The 15,080-nt window shown below is 60.0% G+C and carries 27 protein-coding genes; all 27 read left to right on the top strand.

The genetic code is table 11. The features are described 5' to 3' along the window. Positions 1–179: 179 nt before the first annotated feature. Positions 180–488: a 30S ribosomal protein S10 gene (rpsJ, locus tag AC6CIG_RS28555; RefSeq protein ID WP_003507767.1), complete on the top strand. Its 309-nt coding sequence runs from the start codon at positions 180–182 to the stop codon at positions 486–488. Between the two features lie 122 nt (positions 489–610). Further along, positions 611–1,297, top strand: a complete 687-nt coding sequence (rplC, locus tag AC6CIG_RS28550) for a 50S ribosomal protein L3 (RefSeq protein ID WP_010969195.1) — start codon at positions 611–613, stop codon at positions 1,295–1,297. Positions 1,298–1,309: 12 nt separating this feature from the next. Continuing rightward, positions 1,310–1,930, top strand: coding sequence for a 50S ribosomal protein L4 (gene rplD / locus AC6CIG_RS28545; RefSeq protein ID WP_003536623.1), 621 nt, complete (start codon positions 1,310–1,312; stop codon positions 1,928–1,930). After that, positions 1,927–2,220 (top strand): 50S ribosomal protein L23, encoded by a 294-nt coding sequence (locus tag AC6CIG_RS28540; protein ID WP_003536621.1) that lies wholly within the window; start codon positions 1,927–1,929, stop codon positions 2,218–2,220. Before rplD ends, AC6CIG_RS28540 begins: the two co-directional genes overlap by 4 nt. A 43-nt stretch (positions 2,221–2,263) precedes the next feature. Further along, entirely contained in the window at positions 2,264–3,100 is an 837-nt protein-coding gene (gene rplB / locus AC6CIG_RS28535; RefSeq protein ID WP_018099552.1) for a 50S ribosomal protein L2, read from the top strand. Positions 3,101–3,115: 15 nt separating this feature from the next. Beyond that, positions 3,116–3,394, top strand: a complete 279-nt coding sequence (rpsS, locus tag AC6CIG_RS28530; RefSeq protein ID WP_002964358.1) for a 30S ribosomal protein S19 — start codon at positions 3,116–3,118, stop codon at positions 3,392–3,394. A 2-nt stretch (positions 3,395–3,396) separates the two neighbouring features. Further along, on the top strand, positions 3,397–3,786 hold the full coding sequence (gene rplV, locus AC6CIG_RS28525) for a 50S ribosomal protein L22 (protein ID WP_003536535.1): 390 nt from the start codon (positions 3,397–3,399) through the stop codon (positions 3,784–3,786). After that, the gene (gene rpsC / locus AC6CIG_RS28520) at positions 3,786–4,499 is read left to right on the top strand and encodes a 30S ribosomal protein S3 (protein ID WP_018099553.1); all 714 of its coding nucleotides are present in this window, start codon (positions 3,786–3,788) and stop codon (positions 4,497–4,499) included. The genes rplV and rpsC overlap by 1 nt, the downstream gene beginning before the upstream one ends. Positions 4,500–4,537: 38 nt before the next feature. Next, positions 4,538–4,951, top strand: a complete 414-nt coding sequence (gene rplP, locus AC6CIG_RS28515) for a 50S ribosomal protein L16 (RefSeq protein ID WP_003536531.1) — start codon at positions 4,538–4,540, stop codon at positions 4,949–4,951. A gap of 12 nt (positions 4,952–4,963) precedes the next feature. Continuing rightward, a complete protein-coding gene (gene rpmC, locus AC6CIG_RS28510; RefSeq protein ID WP_003536529.1) occupies positions 4,964–5,164 on the top strand; it encodes a 50S ribosomal protein L29 in 201 nt (66 codons plus the stop codon). A 13-nt stretch (positions 5,165–5,177) separates the two neighbouring features. Further along, positions 5,178–5,414 carry a 30S ribosomal protein S17 gene (gene rpsQ, locus AC6CIG_RS28505; protein ID WP_003536527.1) on the top strand — a complete coding sequence of 79 codons (237 nt, stop codon included), beginning with the start codon at positions 5,178–5,180 and terminating at the stop codon, positions 5,412–5,414. A 178-nt stretch (positions 5,415–5,592) separates the two neighbouring features. Further along, on the top strand, positions 5,593–5,961 hold the full coding sequence (rplN, locus tag AC6CIG_RS28500) for a 50S ribosomal protein L14 (protein WP_003536525.1): 369 nt from the start codon (positions 5,593–5,595) through the stop codon (positions 5,959–5,961). A 14-nt stretch (positions 5,962–5,975) separates the two neighbouring features. Next, the gene (gene rplX / locus AC6CIG_RS28495) at positions 5,976–6,287 is read left to right on the top strand and encodes a 50S ribosomal protein L24 (protein WP_003536524.1); all 312 of its coding nucleotides are present in this window, start codon (positions 5,976–5,978) and stop codon (positions 6,285–6,287) included. Continuing rightward, positions 6,280–6,837: a 50S ribosomal protein L5 gene (rplE, locus tag AC6CIG_RS28490; protein ID WP_003536522.1), complete on the top strand. Its 558-nt coding sequence runs from the start codon at positions 6,280–6,282 to the stop codon at positions 6,835–6,837. The genes rplX and rplE overlap by 8 nt, the downstream gene beginning before the upstream one ends. Before the next feature lie 34 nt (positions 6,838–6,871). Further along, positions 6,872–7,177: a 30S ribosomal protein S14 gene (rpsN, locus tag AC6CIG_RS28485; protein ID WP_003536519.1), complete on the top strand. Its 306-nt coding sequence runs from the start codon at positions 6,872–6,874 to the stop codon at positions 7,175–7,177. 12 nt (positions 7,178–7,189) lie between these two features. Beyond that, positions 7,190–7,588: a 30S ribosomal protein S8 gene (gene rpsH / locus AC6CIG_RS28480; protein WP_003536517.1), complete on the top strand. Its 399-nt coding sequence runs from the start codon at positions 7,190–7,192 to the stop codon at positions 7,586–7,588. 40 nt (positions 7,589–7,628) lie between these two features. Beyond that, the gene (rplF, locus tag AC6CIG_RS28475) at positions 7,629–8,162 is read left to right on the top strand and encodes a 50S ribosomal protein L6 (RefSeq protein WP_003536514.1); all 534 of its coding nucleotides are present in this window, start codon (positions 7,629–7,631) and stop codon (positions 8,160–8,162) included. A 12-nt stretch (positions 8,163–8,174) separates the two neighbouring features. Beyond that, on the top strand, positions 8,175–8,537 hold the full coding sequence (gene rplR / locus AC6CIG_RS28470; RefSeq protein WP_003536512.1) for a 50S ribosomal protein L18: 363 nt from the start codon (positions 8,175–8,177) through the stop codon (positions 8,535–8,537). Between the two features lie 133 nt (positions 8,538–8,670). Next, positions 8,671–9,240 carry a 30S ribosomal protein S5 gene (gene rpsE / locus AC6CIG_RS28465; RefSeq protein ID WP_003536510.1) on the top strand — a complete coding sequence of 190 codons (570 nt, stop codon included), beginning with the start codon at positions 8,671–8,673 and terminating at the stop codon, positions 9,238–9,240. A 12-nt stretch (positions 9,241–9,252) separates the two neighbouring features. After that, the gene (rpmD, locus tag AC6CIG_RS28460) at positions 9,253–9,456 is read left to right on the top strand and encodes a 50S ribosomal protein L30 (protein ID WP_003536508.1); all 204 of its coding nucleotides are present in this window, start codon (positions 9,253–9,255) and stop codon (positions 9,454–9,456) included. Between the two features lie 13 nt (positions 9,457–9,469). Further along, positions 9,470–9,940 (top strand): 50S ribosomal protein L15, encoded by a 471-nt coding sequence (gene rplO / locus AC6CIG_RS28455; protein WP_018099555.1) that lies wholly within the window; start codon positions 9,470–9,472, stop codon positions 9,938–9,940. Positions 9,941–10,175: 235 nt separating this feature from the next. Beyond that, positions 10,176–11,516 carry a preprotein translocase subunit SecY gene (gene secY / locus AC6CIG_RS28450; RefSeq protein ID WP_018099556.1) on the top strand — a complete coding sequence of 447 codons (1,341 nt, stop codon included), beginning with the start codon at positions 10,176–10,178 and terminating at the stop codon, positions 11,514–11,516. After that, a complete protein-coding gene (locus tag AC6CIG_RS28445; RefSeq protein ID WP_437412888.1) occupies positions 11,513–12,091 on the top strand; it encodes an adenylate kinase in 579 nt (192 codons plus the stop codon). Before secY ends, AC6CIG_RS28445 begins: the two co-directional genes overlap by 4 nt. 230 nt (positions 12,092–12,321) lie before the next feature. Next, the gene (rpsM, locus tag AC6CIG_RS28440; protein ID WP_003536498.1) at positions 12,322–12,690 is read left to right on the top strand and encodes a 30S ribosomal protein S13; all 369 of its coding nucleotides are present in this window, start codon (positions 12,322–12,324) and stop codon (positions 12,688–12,690) included. 230 nt (positions 12,691–12,920) lie between these two features. Beyond that, positions 12,921–13,310 (top strand): 30S ribosomal protein S11, encoded by a 390-nt coding sequence (gene rpsK, locus AC6CIG_RS28435; RefSeq protein WP_003536496.1) that lies wholly within the window; start codon positions 12,921–12,923, stop codon positions 13,308–13,310. Between the two features lie 103 nt (positions 13,311–13,413). After that, on the top strand, positions 13,414–14,424 hold the full coding sequence (locus tag AC6CIG_RS28430; protein WP_003536494.1) for a DNA-directed RNA polymerase subunit alpha: 1,011 nt from the start codon (positions 13,414–13,416) through the stop codon (positions 14,422–14,424). Between the two features lie 45 nt (positions 14,425–14,469). Beyond that, positions 14,470–14,895 (top strand): 50S ribosomal protein L17, encoded by a 426-nt coding sequence (rplQ, locus tag AC6CIG_RS28425; protein ID WP_003536492.1) that lies wholly within the window; start codon positions 14,470–14,472, stop codon positions 14,893–14,895. Positions 14,896–15,080: the final 185 nt, after the last annotated feature.

The following is a 15,080-nucleotide window of genomic DNA, read 5'->3' as shown; positions in this document are numbered from 1 at the left end:
CGTCGGCGCAGGCATCGTCGCCTCCATCGTCGAGTAATAAGAAAACGGCTTGAGCCGTTTCGGCAGGGACATGGTCGGCCATGTCCCTGCGATTTTTGAAAAGAAGCGGCTAAGCGAAACGAATACTTCAAGTGTGTGCTTCGTGAGCACACCGGAAAACACGAGCAAGGACAAGTCGAATGAACGGCCAGAATATCCGCATCCGCCTCAAGGCGTTTGATCACCGGATCCTCGATGCCTCCACGCGCGAAATCGTGTCGACGGCCAAGCGCACCGGTGCGAGTGTGCGCGGGCCCGTGCCGCTTCCGACCCGGATTGAGAAATTCACGGTCAACCGGTCGCCCCACGTCGACAAGAAGAGCCGCGAACAGTTCGAGATGCGCACGCACAAGCGTCTTCTCGATATCGTTGATCCGACCCCGCAGACGGTGGACGCGCTGATGAAGCTCGATCTGGCCGCCGGCGTAGACGTCGAGATCAAGCTGTAAGACCCGGCGCAAGCCGAAATAACAAGGAAGGTACGTGGAGTTTCTCCAACGGCTTCCAGGAACAGGAAACCGGAAGGTGTGTGAAGCGCCGGACGGGAACCCTAAACAAGAGGCGTGAACCGATGCGTTCAGGTGTGATTGCACAGAAGGTGGGAATGACCCGCGTCTACAACGACGCCGGCGAGCATATCCCGGTAACAGTATTGCGGCTGGAGAACTGCCAGGTAGTGTCCCACCGCACGGAAGAGAAGAACGGTTATACCGCAGTTCAGCTGGGTGCCGGCCGTTCGAAGGTCAAGAATACGCCGAAGGCCATGCGCGGCCATTTTGCCGCTGCCAGCGTTGAGCCGAAGGCAAAGCTCGTCGAGTTCCGCGTGAGCGCCGACAACCTGATCGACATTGGCGCCGAGCTTACGGCGGGCCATTTCGTCGCCGGGCAGCTCGTGGACGTTACCGGCACCACCATCGGTAAGGGTTTTGCCGGCGCGATCAAGCGCCACAACTTCGGCGGCCTGCGTGCAACGCACGGCGTGTCCGTCTCGCACCGTTCGCATGGTTCGACCGGTTCCAACCAGGACCCGGGCCGCGTCTGGAAGGGCAAGCGCATGGCTGGTCACATGGGCCAGACGCGCGTCACCACGCAGAACCTCGAAGTCGTATCGACCGATGAAGACCGCGGTCTGATCCTGGTCAAGGGTGCAGTTCCCGGCTCCAAGGGTTCCTGGATCGTCGTCCGTGACGCCATCAAGTCGGGCACTCCGGAAGGCGCACCGCGCCCTGCCGCAGTGCGCGCCGCAGAATCGAAGTAAGGGAGCCGAATAATGGATCTCACCGTCAAAACCCTCGAGGGCAAGGACGCGGGAAAGGTTTCCCTTTCCGACGCCATTTTCGGTCTCGAGCCTCGTGAAGACATCATTGCCCGCGTCGTTCGCTGGCAGCTCGCAAAGCGCCAGCAGGGCACGCACAAGTCCAAGGGCCGTGCGGAAGTCTCCCGCACCGGCGCCAAGATGTACAAGCAGAAGGGTACGGGCCGCGCCCGCCACCATTCGGCTCGTGCTCCGCAGTTCCGTGGCGGCGGCAAGGCTCACGGGCCGGTCGTCCGCAGCCATGCGCACGATCTTCCGAAGAAGATCCGCGCACTGGGCCTGCGCCACGCGCTGTCTGCCAAGCTGAAGGCCGAGGACATCATCGTCATCGACGATCTCGTCGCCAACGAAGCAAAGACGAAGGCGCTCGCCGGCGCATTCGCCTCGCTCGGCCTCACCAACGCCCTCATCATCGGCGGAGCCGAGATCGAAGGCAACTTCAAGCTCGCCGCCCAGAACATCCCGAATGTGGACGTTCTGCCGGTTCAGGGCATCAACGTTTACGACATTCTGCGCCGTGGCAAGCTCGTGCTTTCCAAGGCTGCTGTGGAAGCTCTGGAGGAGCGGTTCAAATGACGGATCTTCGCCACTACGACGTGATCGTGTCTCCCTCGATCACTGAAAAGTCGACGCTGGTCTCCGAACAGAACCAGGTCGTCTTCAATGTCGCCAAGGGTGCTTCGAAGCCTGAGATCAAGGCTGCCGTCGAAGCGCTGTTCGGCGTGAAGGTCACGGCCGTGAACACGCTCGTCCGCAAGGGCAAGTTGAAGCGCTTCCGCGGCTTCGCCGGAAAGCAGAAGGACGTGAAGAAGGCGATCGTAACGCTCGCCGACGGTCAGTCCATCGACGTTTCCACCGGTCTCTAACGGATAGGCCCATTAGGGTAAAAACCCAAAAGGGAACAAGAAAATGGCATTGAAAAGTTTCAATCCGACGACGCCGAGCCAGCGTCAACTGGTCATCGTCAGCCGGGCCGGCCTCTACAAGGGCAAGCCGGTCAAGGCGCTGACCGAGGGCCTGTCCTCCAAGGGCGGTCGCAACAACCTGGGCCGCATCACCGTTCGTTTCCAGGGCGGTGGTCACAAGCGGACCTACCGTCTGGTCGACTTCAAGCGTCGCAAGTTCGACGTCGAAGGCACGGTCGAGCGTCTGGAATACGACCCGAACCGCACTGCGTTCATCGCGCTGGTCAACTACGCGGACGGTGAGCAGGCCTATATCCTTGCGCCGCAGCGCCTGGCTGTCGGCGACAAGGTGATTGCCTCGGAAAAGGCCGTCGACGTCAAGCCCGGCAATGCGATGCCGCTGCAGTACATTCCGGTCGGCTCCATCATCCACAATGTGGAGATGAAGCCGGGCAAGGGCGGTCAGATCGCCCGCTCCGCCGGAACCTACGCTCAGCTCGTCGGCCGTGACCAGGGCATGGCGATCCTGCGCCTGAACTCGGGCGAGCAGCGTCTGGTACACGGCTCTTGCCTCGCATCGATCGGTGCTGTATCGAACCCCGATCACGGCAACATCAATGATGGTAAGGCCGGCCGTTCGCGTTGGCGCGGCAAGCGTCCGCACGTACGCGGCGTCGTCATGAACCCGGTTGACCATCCGCACGGCGGCGGTGAAGGCCGCACCTCCGGTGGTCGCCATCCGGTCACGCCATGGGGCAAGCCCACAAAGGGCAAGCGCACGCGCTCCAACAAGTCGACCGACAAGTTCATTATGCGCTCGCGTCACCAGCGCAAGAAGTAAGAGAGGAAGTCTCAAGTGGCTCGTTCAGTATGGAAAGGTCCGTTTGTTGACGGTTATCTTCTCAAGAAGGCTGAGAAGGTCCGCGAAGGCGGCCGCAACGAAGTGATCAAGATGTGGAGCCGTCGCTCCACGATCCTTCCGCAGTTCGTCGGTCTGACCTTCGGCGTCTACAACGGCAACAAGCACGTTCCCGTCTCGGTGTCCGAAGAAATGGTCGGTCACAAGTTCGGTGAATTCGCTCCGACCCGGACCTATTATGGTCATGGCGCGGACAAGAAAGCGAAGAGGAAGTAACGATGGGCAAGGCAAAAGCCGAACGCCGGCTGAAGGATAATGAGGCGCAGGCAGTTGCGCGCACGATCCGCGTCAGCCCCCAGAAGCTCAACCTCGTTGCCGCGCTGATCCGCGGCAAGAAGGTGGACCGGGCTCTGGCCGAACTCGAGTTCTCGCGCAAGCGCATCGCAGGCACCGTCAAGAAGACGCTTGAATCTGCGATCGCCAACGCAGAGAACAACCATGATCTCGACGTTGATTCGCTCATCGTCGCAGAAGCTTTTGTTGGCAAGTCGATCGTGATGAAGCGCTTCCACGCCCGTGGTCGCGGCCGTGCATCGCGGGTCGAAAAGCCGTTCGCGCACTTGACGATCGTCGTTCGTGAAGTGGAAGCCAAAGGGGAGGCCGCATAATGGGCCAGAAGATTAATCCGATCGGTTTCCGTCTCGGCATCAACCGGACCTGGGATAGCCGTTGGTTCGCGGACAACGCGGAATACGGCCAGCTTCTTCACGAAGACCTGAAGATCCGCGCCTATCTGATGGAAGAGCTGAAGTCGGCAGGTATCGCCAAGGTCGTGATCGAGCGTCCGCACAAGAAGTGCCGCGTGACGATCCACTCGGCACGCCCGGGCCTGATCATCGGCAAGAAGGGCGCCGACATCGAAAAGCTTCGCAGGAAGCTTTCCGAGATGACCAATTCGGAAACGCACCTCAACATCGTCGAAGTGCGCAAGCCGGAAGTCGACGCAACGCTCGTTGCGCAGTCGATCGCTCAGCAGCTCGAGCGCCGCGTAGCGTTCCGTCGTGCGATGAAGCGTGCCGTTCAGTCGGCGATGCGCCTCGGCGCCGAAGGCATCAAGATCACCTGCGCCGGCCGTCTTGGCGGTGCGGAAATCGCCCGTACCGAATGGTATCGTGAAGGCCGCGTTCCGCTGCATACGCTGCGCGCCGACATCGATTACGGCACGGCCGAAGCGGAAACCGCTTTCGGTATCTGCGGTGTCAAGGTCTGGATCTTCAAGGGCGAAATCCTTGAGCACGATCCGATGGCTTCCGAGCGTCGCGCGACCGAGAGTGACAACCAGGGCGGTAGCGGCAGAGAGCGTCGCCGCGAGAACGCGTAACATTCGCGCGTGGCAGCCAATATCGGAGAAGTAAAAAAATGTTGCAGCCAAAGCGTACGAAGTATCGCAAGCAGTTCAAGGGGCGCATCAAGGGCGTCGCGAAGGGCGGCTCTGACCTCGCCTTCGGCGAGTTCGGTCTGAAGGCCCAGGAGCCCAACCGCGTCAATGCTCGCGAGATCGAAGCGGCCCGCCGTGCGATCACCCGTCATATGAAGCGCGCCGGCCGCGTCTGGATCCGGGTATTCCCCGACGTTCCGGTCACGGCAAAGCCGACCGAAGTCCGCATGGGTAAGGGCAAGGGTTCGGTCGAATACTGGGCATGCAAGGTCAAGCCCGGCCGCATGATGTTCGAGATCGACGGTGTCAACGAGGAGCTCGCCCGCGAAGCACTTCGCCTCGGCGCTGCCAAGCTCTCTGTCAAGACGCGCTTCGTGCAGCGTATCGCAGAGTAAGGAGTGAAGCTCATGAAAGCCGCAGATGTTCGCGCTCTGAGCGCCGACCAACTCAAGGAAGAGCTTGCCAAGCTGAAGAAGGAGCAGTTCAACCTGCGCTTCCAGAAGGCGACTGGCCAGCTCGAGAAGTCTTCGCGTATCAACGAGGTCCGCAAGGACATCGCACGCATCAAAACCATTGCCCGCCAGAAGGCGGCAGAAGCCAAGGCCTAAGGACCAGAACACTATGCCGAAACGCATTCTGCAGGGCACCGTCGTCAGCGACAAGAACGACAAGACCGTCGTCGTCCGGGTCGAGCGCCGCTTTGCGCACCCGATCCTTCAGAAGACCGTTCGTCGTTCCAAGAAGTACAAGGCTCACGACGAGAACAACCAGTTCAAGGTCGGCGACCTCGTTTCCATCGAGGAATGCGCGCCGATTTCCAAGGACAAGCGCTGGACGGTCGTTTCCGCCCAGTCTTGATTTCTGCAGGTTTTGACCGCCGGACCCTTGCGTCTCGGGCAAATATCTGTATGAAGCACGCAATTAAAGCCGAGGAACGCTCGAGTTCGAGCGTTCTTTTGCTTTGAGATGAGCACAATAAGCCGGGCGAGGGGGTTTCGACCCAACCGGCCTGGTAACAACAAGAAGGCGACCTGACATGATTCAGATGCAAACAAACCTCGACGTGGCGGATAATTCCGGCGCACGTCGTGTCATGTGCATCAAGGTGCTGGGCGGCTCCAAGCGTAAATACGCGTCGATCGGCGACATCATCGTCGTTTCGATCAAGGAAGCCATTCCGCGCGGCCGCGTGAAGAAGGGTGATGTCATGAAGGCTGTTGTCGTTCGCACCGCGAAAGACATCCGCCGTGCGGATGGCAGCGTCATCCGTTTCGACACCAACGCAGCCGTTCTCATCGACAACAAGAAAGAGCCGATCGGCACCCGTATCTTCGGACCGGTTCCGCGCGAACTCCGCGCCAAGAACCACATGAAGATCATCTCGCTGGCTCCGGAAGTACTCTAAGGGAGCGATCAGAGATGCAAAAGATTCGCAAAGGCGACAAGGTCGTCGTTCTGACCGGTAAGGACAAGGGCCGTACCGGCGAAGTCATTCAGGTCATGCCGAAGGAAGACAGGGCTCTCGTGCGCGGCGTCAACGTGGTGAAGCGTCACCAGCGCCAGACTCAGAACCAGGAAGCCGGCATTATCACAAAGGAAGCCTCGATCCACCTTTCGAACATCGCGATCGCCGATCCGAAGGACGGCAAGCCGACCCGCGTCGGTTTCAAGATCGATGGTGACAAGAAGGTCCGCGTGGCCAAGCGTTCGGGAGATGTGATCGATGGCTAAGTCCGCTTATGAGTCCCGGCTCAAGAAGGAATATGTAGAGCGCATCCGCAAGGCGATGCAGGAGCAGTTCTCCTACGCCAACGAAATGCAGATCCCGCGCCTCGACAAGATCGTCATCAACATGGGTGTTGGCGAAGCGACCGGCGATTCCAAGAAGCCGACCGTTGCTGCTGCCGACCTCGCTGCGATTGCCGGCCAGAAGCCGGTCATCACCCGCGCTCGCAACTCCATCGCCGGCTTCAAGCTTCGCGAAGGCATGCCGATTGGTGCCAAGGTTACCCTGCGCGGCGTTCGGATGTATGAGTTCCTGGATCGTCTCATCAACATCGCTCTTCCGCGTGTTCGAGACTTCCGCGGCCTCAATCCGAAGTCCTTCGATGGTCGTGGCAACTTTGCCATGGGCATCAAGGAGCACATTGTGTTCCCTGAGATCAACTACGACAAGGTTGATCAGATGTGGGGCATGGACATCATCGTTTGCACGACGGCAACTAACGACGACGAAGCACGCGCTCTTCTCAAAGAGTTCAACTTCCCGTTCCGTCAGTAATCCGTAACGGCAAGCGTAAAGAAGGATAACTGTTATGGCGAAAACGAGCGCAGTTGAAAAGAACAAGCGCCGCCGCAAACTGGTTGCCAATCACGCCGCCAAGCGCGCGGTCCTGAAGGCAATCATCATGAACCAGTCTTTGCCGATCGAAGAGCGGTTCAAGGCCACCCTCAAGCTGGCCGAACTGCCCCGCGATGGGTCCAAGACCCGCATCCGCAATCGTTGCGAAGTCACCGGCCGTCCGCGTGCCTATTATCGCAAGCTGCGCATGTCGCGTATTGCACTTCGCGAACTGGGCAATCTCGGCAAGGTGCCGGGCGTGGTCAAGTCGAGCTGGTAAGGAGACGGGTACATGGCAATGACTGATCCTTTGGGCGATATGCTCACCCGTATCCGCAACGGCGCTGCTCGCCGCAAGTCGAGCGTTTCGACGCCGGCTTCCAAGCTTCGCGCACGCGTTCTGGATGTCCTTCAGGCTGAAGGCTACATCCGCGGATACTCAGAGGTCGAATTCGGCAACGGCAAGGCCGAGCTGAACATCGAGTTGAAGTACTACGAAGGCGCATCCGTGATCCGTGAGATCGCGCGCGTCTCCAAGCCGGGCCGCCGGGTCTATGTCTCGGTCAAGTCCATTCCGCAGGTCGCGAACGGCCTCGGCATCACCATCCTTTCGACTCCGAAGGGCGTGATGGCCGATCACCAGGCACGCGAACAGAATGTTGGTGGCGAGGTTCTTTGCTCGATCTTCTAAGATCGAGCAGGATCTCCATAGCGAACAGACAGGTATAAAAATGTCTCGTATCGGTAAGAAGCCCGTTCAAGTTCCGGCAGGCGTCACGGCTAACGTGGATGGCCAGAAGGTAACGGCAAAGGGCCCGAAGGGCGAACTGTTCTTCGTCGCAAATGACGAAGTTTCGGTGAAGCTCGAAAACAACACGGTTGTCGTTCAGCCGCTCAACGAGAGCAAGGATGCTCGCGCAAAGTGGGGCATGTCCCGCACGATGATCGAGAACATCCTCAAGGGCGTGAAGGACGGTTACGAGCGCAAGCTCGAAATCAACGGCGTCGGTTACCGCGCGTCCATGCAGGGCAAGAACCTGCAGCTCGCGCTCGGTTTCAGCCACGACGTCGTCTACCAGACGCCGGAAGGCATCACGATCGCTGTGCCGAAGCCGACGGAAATCGTCGTCTCCGGAATCAACAAGCAGCAGGTCGGCCAGGTTGCCGCGGAAATCCGCGAATACCGTGGCCCCGAGCCCTACAAGGGCAAGGGCGTCAAGTATGCCGAAGAGCGGATCGTCCGCAAAGAAGGCAAGAAGAAGTAAGGATCACGCGAAATGGCTAGCAGGAAAGATACTCTTGTGCGTCGCGCCAGCCGCGTGCGCCGTCAAATCAAGGCGGTTGCCAATGGCCGCCCGCGCCTGTCGGTTCATCGCTCGTCGAAGAACATCTATGCGCAGATCATTGACGATGTTGCCGGCAAGACGATTGCCTCGGCATCGACCCTCGACACGGATCTGCGGTCTTCGCTGAAGACCGGCGCCGATACCGAAGCCGCTACGGCTGTCGGCAAGCTCCTGGCAGAACGTGCTTCCAAGGCGGGCATCAAGGACGTTGTCTTTGATCGTGGCGCCTTCATCTACCACGGCCGCATCAAGGCGCTGGCCGAGGCAGCTCGCGAAGGCGGCCTGAACTTCTAAAGTTCGTCGCCCGGGCCGCAATGCCCGGGCGTAACCCGGCTTCGCAAATCCCCGGCCGCTTCGATTTCCAAGGAAGCGAGGCGGCTTTCGTCAATCTGCCGATTGCACCCGGAAAAGAAAAAGGAAGAGGACAATGGCACAAGAAAGAAGAGGTTCTCGCGAAGATCGCCAGAACCGCGAAGAGCGCGACAGCGAATTTGTCGATAAGCTCGTCGCTATCAACCGCGTCGCCAAGGTGGTGAAGGGCGGTCGTCGTTTCGGTTTCGCCGCTCTCGTCGTCGTGGGCGACCAGAAGGGCCGCGTCGGCTTCGGCCATGGCAAGGCACGCGAAGTGCCGGAAGCCATCCGTAAGGCAACGGAAGCCGCCAAGCGCGACCTGATCTTCGTACCGCTGCGCGGTGGCCGCACTCTGCACCACGACGTGCACGGCCGTCATGGCGCCGGCAAGGTGCTGCTGCGCTCGGCCAAGCCCGGTACCGGTATCATCGCCGGTGGCCCGATGCGCGCCGTCTTCGAGACGCTCGGCGTTCACGACGTCGTAGCCAAGTCGACCGGCTCGTCGAACCCCTACAACATGGTTCGCGCTACCTTCGACGCGCTCAAGAACCAGATGCACCCGAAGGATATCGCGGCACAGCGCGGCATGAAGTACGCCACGCTCCAGTCCCGTCGCGTTTCCGCCGGCGTTGCTTCCGAAGAATAAGGGAGCTGACAGATGGCTAAGAAGGAAGTTGCCAAGAAGACGGTTACCGTCGAGCAGATCGGTAGCCCCATTCGCCGTCCGGCCGTGCAGCGTCAGACGCTCGTCGGTCTGGGCCTCAACAAGATGCACCGGGTACGCACGCTGGAAGACACTCCGGCCGTTCGCGGGATGATCCGGGCCGTCCAGCACCTCGTTCGCGTCGTCGACGAGAAGTGAGGGGGATCGAGATATGAAACTGAATGAAATCAAGGACAACGAAGGCGCGACCAAGAACCGCAAGCGTCTGGGCCGCGGTATCGGCTCCGGTTCCGGCAAGACGGCCGGTCGCGGTGTAAAGGGTCAGAAGGCGCGTTCGGGCGTCGCGATCAACGGCTTCGAAGGCGGTCAGATGCCCATCTACCGCCGCCTGCCGAAGCGCGGCTTCAACAACATCTTCGCTTCGGAGTTCGTTGTCGTGTCGCTCGGCCGGATTCAGGCCGCAGTCGATGCCAAGAAGCTGGACGCCTCCAAGACCGTGGATGCCGCCGCTCTCAAGGCCGCCGGCGTTATCCGCCGCGTCAAGGATGGTGTGCGCGTTCTCGCCGACGGCGAACTGAAGGCGAAGGTTTCGCTTGAAGTTGCCGGCGCCTCCAAGCCTGCGATCGAGAAGATCGAGAAGGCTGGCGGTTCCGTCAAGCTGCTCTCCGCAGCCGCTGAATAAATATGACTGATGAACCGCCCGGGGTGCTTCACGCCGGGCGGTTTTGCTCCCATATGTGAGCCTCACGTCCAAGCGCAGCGAATCGGCTGCCGCGACGGGACATAACGGAAACCACGGTGAGGCATCCGATTGCAGCGACAATCGCCTCGCGCCTGGTTTTCCACGACGAAAACTGATTCCATCCGGAACGACCGGGTTTTCCCGTGTTTCCGAGACTTGGTACGCGGAGAATTGCATGGCTTCTGCAGCGGAACAGCTCGCCTCGAACCTGAATTTTTCGACTTTCGCCAAGGCGGAAGATCTGAAAAAGCGCCTTTGGTTCACTCTCGGTGCGCTTCTGGTCTATCGACTTGGCACCTACATTCCGTTGCCGGGCCTTAACCCGGACGCATTCGCGCAGGCATTTCAGGGGCAGTCGGGGGGCATTCTCGGCCTCTTCAACATGTTCTCGGGCGGCGCGGTCGAGCGCATGGCGATCTTCGCCCTCGGCATCATGCCCTACATTTCCGCATCGATCATCGTGCAGCTCATGACGTCGGTCGTTCCGGCGCTCGAGCAGCTGAAGAAAGAGGGCGAGCAGGGCCGCAAGGTCATCAACCAGTACACCCGCTACGGCACGGTGCTGTTGGGCGCCATGCAGGCCTACGGTATTGCCGTCGGTCTCGAAAGCGGCAGCGGTCTCGTCAACGATCCGGGCTGGTTCTTCCGGATTTCCACCGTTATTTCGCTGCTCGGCGGCACGATGTTCCTGATGTGGCTCGGTGAGCAGATCACCTCCCGCGGTATCGGCAACGGTATTTCGCTGATCATCTTCGCCGGCATCGTCGCCGCTTTGCCCTCGGCGCTTGCCGGAACCCTTGAGCTCGGCCGTACCGGTGCTCTGTCGACGCCTCTCATCCTTGCGATTATCGTCATGGTCGTCGGCGTGATCGCCTTGATCGTCTTCGTCGAGCGCGCGCAGCGCCGCCTGCTGATCCAGTATCCGAAGCGCCAGGTCGGCAACCGCATGTTCCAGGGCGACACGTCGCACCTGCCGCTGAAGCTCAACACCTCGGGCGTGATCCCGGCGATCTTCGCGTCGTCGCTTCTCCTGCTGCCCGCCACGCTTGCCGGCTTTGCCAACACCGCGACCATGCCCGACTGGGCAACGGCGATCGTCGGTGCGCTCGCTCACGGTCAGCCGCTCTATATGATCCTTTACGGTGCGATGATCGCATTTTTCGCCTTCTTCTATACGGCCATCGTCTTCAACCCGAAGGATACGGCCGACAATCTGAAGAAGCATGGCGGGTTCGTTCCGGGCATCCGCCCGGGTGAACGCACGGCCGAATACATCGATTACGTGTTGACGCGCATTACCGTCATCGGCGCGATCTACCTGGTCTTTGTCTGCATCCTGCCTGAGATACTCATCTCGCAGACAGGGGTGCCGTTCTACCTTGGTGGTACGTCGCTTTTGATTGTTGTCAGTGTGACCCTCGATACGGTAGCACAGATCCAGGGTCACCTCATTGCCCAGCAATATGAGGGGCTGATCAAGAAGTCGAAGCTGCGCGGAGGAAAGAGGGGACGATGAGGTTAATTTTTTTGGGACCGCCGGGCGCTGGCAAGGGTACTCAGGCCAAGCTTCTGACGGAGAGATACGGCATTCCGCAGCTTTCCACGGGGGATATGCTTCGGGCGGCCGTAGCTCAGGCGACCGAGGTCGGCAAGCGCGCGAAAGCCGTGATGGATGCCGGCCAGCTCGTCTCCGACGAAATCGTCAATGAGATCGTCTCCGACCGCATCGATTCGCCGGATTGCGTAAGGGGCTTCATTCTCGACGGCTATCCGCGCACGGTCCCGCAGGCCGTAGCGCTCGACGGGATGCTTGAGGAAAAAGGCCTGAAGCTCGATGCAGTCATCGAGTTGAAAGTCGATGAGGCAGCTCTTGTGCGGCGCATGGAGAATCGCGTAGCCGAAACCGTCGCGGCCGGCGGCACCGTACGCTCGGACGACAATCCGGAAGCATTCCGGCGGCGTCTGCAGGAATATCGGGAAAAGACCGCTCCGCTTTCGGAACACTACGCCCGAACCGGTCGGTTGAAGACCGTGGACGGCATGGCGGATGTGGATACGGTTACGGCCGAGATCGAGAAGATTCTGGTATAGGCATTGCCTTTGCCAAAATGGAAGCGCCGGGGAGTTGACTTTTTCGGCCGATTCCTCCAAAGACTGCGTCAACTCGCGACAAGAGAAGCGATCGGCGCGGTCTTCAACGAAATGAAGTCCGGGTACGGTCGTTTTTGACGTGTCTCGAACCTCAATCAACGAGCGGCTCTTAAGGTCGCGTAACGAAGCACCTATTGCCTGTAGGCAACTGGAACGCAAGGAGAATAGACGTGGCACGTATCGCTGGCGTCAACATCCCGACCGCAAAGCGCGTCGTCATCGCGCTGACGTATATTCACGGGATCGGCACGAAATTCGCACAGGAAATCATCGAAAAGGTCGGCATTCCGGCCGAGCGTCGCGTTCACCAGCTGACGGACGCTGAGGTCCTTCAGATCCGTGAAACGATCGACCGTGATTATCAGGTCGAGGGTGACCTGCGTCGCGAGACCTCGATGAACATCAAGCGTCTGATGGATCTCGGCTGCTATCGCGGTCTGCGCCATCGTCGCGGCCTGCCGGTGCGCGGTCAGCGCACGCATACCAATGCCCGCACCCGCAAGGGTCCGGCAAAGGCGATCGCCGGCAAGAAGAAGTAATTTCCCGAAAAGGGAAAACGGGAGGCTGGCGCACGCGCCGGCCTCCTTTTGCAGTTTGGGAAGGGCAAGTGTCCGACCAATGCGAGTGCCGTTACCGGTTTCTCGGAATGCTCGCGACGCCGGTGTGCCGGCTGTCGCGAATTGTAAGATGCAGGGCAGGGGACGACCAATCCTTTTCCCGGTGGAGCCGCTGGAATTACGGCGGTGCAGAGATCTAAGAAAGGGATCCTATGGCCAAGGAAGCCACCCGCGTTCGCCGTCGCGAGCGCAAGAACATTACGTCTGGCGTCGCGCACGTCAATTCGTCGTTCAACAACACGATGATCACCATTACCGACGCGCAGGGCAATGCTATTGCCTGGTCGTCCGCCGGTGCGAAGGGTTTCAAGGGTTCGCGCAAGTCGACCCCGTTCGCCGCGCAGATCGCCGCTGAAGATTGCGCCAAGAAGGCTCAGGAACACGGCATGAAGTCGCTGGAAGTGGAAGTTTGCGGTCCTGGTTCCGGCCGCGAATCCGCTCTTCGCGCGCTCCAGGCTGCAGGTTTCATGATCACGTCGATCCGTGACGTGACCCCGATCCCGCACAATGGCTGCCGTCCGCGCAAGAAGCGCCGCGTCTGATCATCTGTATTCAACATTCCGGTGAGGACGTTCCGGTGTCCTCCCGGTCTTCGGGGCTCGGTTGTCACGATTGGATGGTGGCAACGAACGGAAGGCAGAAAACATGATCCAGAAAAATTGGCAGGAATTGATCAAGCCGAACAAGGTGGAGTTCGCCTCCTCCGGCCGCACCAAGGCAACGTTGGTCGCGGAGCCGCTTGAGCGCGGCTTTGGCCTGACGCTCGGCAACGCGCTTCGTCGCGTCCTATTGTCGTCACTGCGCGGTGCTGCCGTAACCGCGGTTCAGATCGACGGCGTATTGCATGAGTTCTCTTCTATCCCGGGCGTCCGGGAAGACGTGACCGACATCGTGCTCAACATCAAGGAAATCGCCATCAAGATGGATGGCGACGACGCAAAGCGCATGGTCGTGCGCAAGCAGGGTCCGGGCGTCGTGACCGCCGGTGACATTCAGACGGTTGGCGACATCGAGATCCTCAACCCGAACCACGTGATCTGCACCCTCGACGAGGGCGCGGAAATCCGCATGGAGTTCACCGTCAACAACGGCAAGGGCTACGTACCGGCTGACCGCAACCGCTCGGAAGATGCGCCGATCGGCCTCATTCCGGTCGACAGCCTGTACTCTCCGGTCAAGAAGGTCTCCTACAAGGTGGAAAACACCCGTGAAGGCCAGGTTCTCGACTACGACAAGCTGACGATGTCCATCGAAACCGATGGCTCCGTCACCGGCGAAGATGCGATCGCTTTCGCGGCCCGCATCCTTCAGGACCAGCTGTCGGTCTTCGTCAACTTCGACGAGCCGCAGAAGGAAACCGAGGAAGAGGCAGTCACCGAACTCGCCTTCAACCCCGCGCTTCTCAAGAAGGTCGACGAACTGGAGCTTTCCGTCCGTTCGGCCAACTGCCTGAAGAACGACAACATCGTCTATATCGGCGACCTCATTCAGAAGACCGAAGCAGAGATGCTCCGTACGCCGAATTTTGGTCGCAAGTCGCTCAACGAGATCAAGGAAGTTCTCGCTTCCATGGGCCTGCATCTCGGCATGGAAGTGCCGTCCTGGCCGCCGGAGAACATCGAAGACCTCGCCAAGCGTTACGAAGACCAGTACTAACCTATTAGACTGCGGGCGGATGCCTGCAAGTAAAGGAGAATAGCCATGCGCCACGGTAAAGCCGGCCGCAAGCTGAATAGAACCGCCAGCCACCGCAAGGCGATGTTTGCCAACATGGCAGCTTCGCTGATCGAGCACGAGCAGATCGTCACGACCCTGCCGAAGGCCAAGGAAATCCGCCCGATCGTGGAAAAGCTCGTCACGCTCGGCAAGCGCGGCGATCTGCATGCCCGCCGCCAGGCGATCTCGCAGATCCGCGACGTTGCCGTCGTCTCGAAGCTGTTCGACGCGATTGCCTCGCGCTACGCCACCCGCAACGGCGGCTACCTGCGCATCATGAAGGCAGGCTTCCGCCAGGGCGACAATGCCCCGCTCGCCGTCATCGAATTCGTTGATCGCGACGTCGACGCCAAGGGTTCGAAGGACCGCGCCCGCGTTTCTGCCGAAGCCGAAGCAGCCGAAGCGGCCTGATCCGATCGGTTGACGAAACCATTCAAGCGGCCGGGGGCTGATCGCCCCCGGCCGCTTTTTTTGTTGGTTTTATTAAAAGTAGAAGTAGATCCTCATTCCTGTGCCTCTCAAATCCTGTGACAGGCAAAGGAAGAAATGAGGGTCGGGAGAGGGTGTCGCGGGACCTTGGCCGGTGCGGCTCTCCC

The sequence above is a fragment of the Sinorhizobium sp. GQ132 genome (assembly GCF_059758575.1).
Note: the sequence above shows the minus strand (reverse complement) of the source record. Positions and strands in the feature narration are given on the sequence as shown.